Genomic DNA, 2,537 nt, shown 5'->3' with positions numbered 1-2,537 from the left:
CCGGTACTGTGCGAGCGCGGCGTCATTGGACGGCATCGGGCGTCTCCTTGGCGGGAACGGGCGCGGGCGGGTCCACCACCATGGTGCCCACGCCCTCGTCGGTGAAGATCTCGGTCAGGAGCGAGTGCGGCTGGCGGCCGTCAATGACGTGGGCCTGGGGCACGCCGGCCCGCACGGCGCGCAGGCACGCCTCCATCTTGGGGCGCATGCCGCTCTCCATGGCGGGCATCAGCTTCGCCAATTCGGCGGCGGTCAGCCGGTGGATCAGGCTGGACGGGTCCGGCCAGTTTCGGTACAGGCCCTCGACGTCAGTCAGAATCACCAGTTTGCGCGCTCCCAGGGCCACCGCCAGGGCTGAGGCCGCCGTGTCCGCGTTGATGTTGAGCACCTGGGAGGAATCCCCGATGTCCGGCGCGACCGTTGAGATCACCGGGATCCGGCCCGCCTCCAGCAGATCGCGGACAGCGCCCGGGTTGACCCGGACCACGTCCCCGACCAGGCCCACGTCGATCTCGATCCCGTCCACGTTGGCGGTGCGCCGCCGGGCCTGGAAGAGGGCCGCGTCCTCGCCGGACATGCCCACCGCCAACGGCCCGTGCGCGTTGATCAAGCCCACCAATTCGCGGCTGACCTGGCCGGTCAGCACCATGCGCACCACGTCCATGGTCTCCGGCGTGGTCACCCTGAGGCCGCCTTGGAACTCCGAGGCGATCCCGAGCCGCCGCAGCATCTGGTTGATCTGCGGGCCCCCGCCATGCACCACCACCGGCCTCAGCCCCACTCGCCGCAAGAACACCATGTCCTCCGCGAAAGCCGCCTTCAGCGCGCCGTCCACCATGGCGTTCCCGCCGTATTTGACCACCACGACCGCGCCGCCGAACCGCTCCAGCCACGGCAGCGCCTCGATCAGGACCTCGGCTTTCTGGTCCGGCCTGAGGTCCGTGCGGGTGTCGAAGTCCGTCATGAGGAATAGTCCGCGTTGATCGCCACGTATTCGTGCGTCAGGTCGTTCGTCAAGATGGTGGCCTCTTCCGGCCCCGCGTTCAGGTTCACCACCACCTCGACCTGGCGGCGGCTCAAGTCGACCTTGCTCCGGTCCTCGCCCAGGCCGCCGTTTCGGCACACCATCACACCGTTGATCGTCACGTCGACCCGGTTCGGGTCGAACGGCGCGTCCTCGGGCGGCACCGTGCCCGCCGCGGCCAGGATCCGCCCCCAGTTCGGGTCCCCGCCCGCCACCGCCGTCTTGAACAGATTTGAGCGCACGATGCCGCGAGCCACCTTCAGAGCCCCGTCTTCCGTCAGGGCGCCGGTCACCTTGACCGCGATCTCGTGGTGCGCCCCTTCGGCGTCCGCGATCAACTGTCTGGCCAGGTCCTGGGCCAGGGTGGTCAATTGCGCGGTGAACTCGGCGGGGTCCGGCTGGCGCCCCGACGCGCCCGAGGCCAACAGGATGACCGTGTCATTGGTGGACATGCAGCCGTCCGAATCGATCCGGTTGAACGAGAGCCGGCACGCCTCCTCAAGGGCTTGCTGCGCCGCCGGGGAGTCGATCAGCGCGTCCGTGGTGATCACCACCAGCATGGTGGCCAACTCCGGGGCCAGCATGCCCGCGCCCTTGGCCATGCCCCCGATGGCGTAGCCGCCAGCCTCGCTCTTGACGACGGCGGTCTTCGGCACGGTGTCCGTGGTCATGATCGCCTGGGCGGCCGCTTGGCCGCCGGCTTCGCTGTCCGACAGTTCGACGACCGCTTGGTGCATGCCGGCCAGCAGCTTGCCCAACGGCAGCCGCTCCCCGATCAGCCCCGTGGAGCAGACCAAGACCTCCTCCTGTTTCAGGCCCAGGCGCCTGGCCAGAGCCCCGGCGGATTGCCTCGCGTCGTCATAGCCCGCCTGGCCGGTGCAGGCGTTGGCGCCGCCCGAGTTCAGCAGAACCGCCCTGGGCGTGGAGTAGCCTCCCTCCGCCAGCGCCATCGCCTCCCGGCTGACCAGCACGGGCGCGGCCGCGAAACGGTTGACGGTGAAAACGGCGGCGGCGGCGGAGACCCTGGCGACGGCATCGTTCACCACCAAAGCCAAGTCCTTGGCGCCGCTCGCCTTGATGCCGGCGGCCAGACCCATCGCCCTGAAGCCCTGTGGTGCGGTGACGGTCATGGCGCGACTCCATTCAGTTCGAGGCCGGTTTCTTCGGGCAAGCCCAATGCCAGGTTAATGGATTGGATCGCCGCTCCGGCGGTGCCCTTGACCAGATTATCGATGGCGGCGACCATGACCACCCGGTCGGCCCGCGTGTCGTAAACGACTTGGATCAGGGCCGTGTTGGCGCCCAGCGTGTGCGCGGTCGAGGGCCACTCACCCTCCGGGAGCAGGCGCACAAAGCGCTCATCTCCGTAGGCGAGTTCCCAGGGCTCGCGCAGCTTGGCCGGGTCAAACCGCGGGCCCGGTTTGGCGGTGACCGTGGCCAGGATGCCCCGGCTCATGGGCACCAGGGTGGGAGTGAAGCTGATGGTGGGCTTGGGCCCGCCCGGGGCTCCCGC

Annotated in this window: 3 protein-coding genes; all 3 read right to left on the bottom strand. The window is 69.3% G+C overall.

What is annotated here, in order from left to right; genetic code table 11:
- Positions 1-22 precede the first annotated feature (22 nt).
- Positions 23-964, bottom strand: coding sequence for an acetylglutamate kinase (gene argB, locus LBC97_11740; GenBank protein MDR2566698.1), 942 nt, complete (start codon positions 962-964; stop codon positions 23-25).
- Positions 961-2,154 carry a bifunctional glutamate N-acetyltransferase/amino-acid acetyltransferase ArgJ gene (gene argJ / locus LBC97_11735; GenBank protein ID MDR2566697.1) on the bottom strand — a complete coding sequence of 398 codons (1,194 nt, stop codon included), beginning with the start codon at positions 2,152-2,154 and terminating at the stop codon, positions 961-963. The genes argB and argJ overlap by 4 nt, the downstream gene beginning before the upstream one ends.
- Positions 2,151-2,537, bottom strand: a 387-nt coding sequence (locus tag LBC97_11730) for an N-acetyl-gamma-glutamyl-phosphate reductase (protein ID MDR2566696.1), incomplete at its 5' end; no start/stop codon positions are given. The genes argJ and LBC97_11730, both read right to left, overlap by 4 nt.

This window comes from Bifidobacteriaceae bacterium (assembly GCA_031281585.1).
GTDB lineage: Bacteria > Actinomycetota > Actinomycetes > Actinomycetales > WQXJ01 > JAIRTF01.
This window is presented reverse-complemented; position numbering and strand designations above follow the sequence as displayed.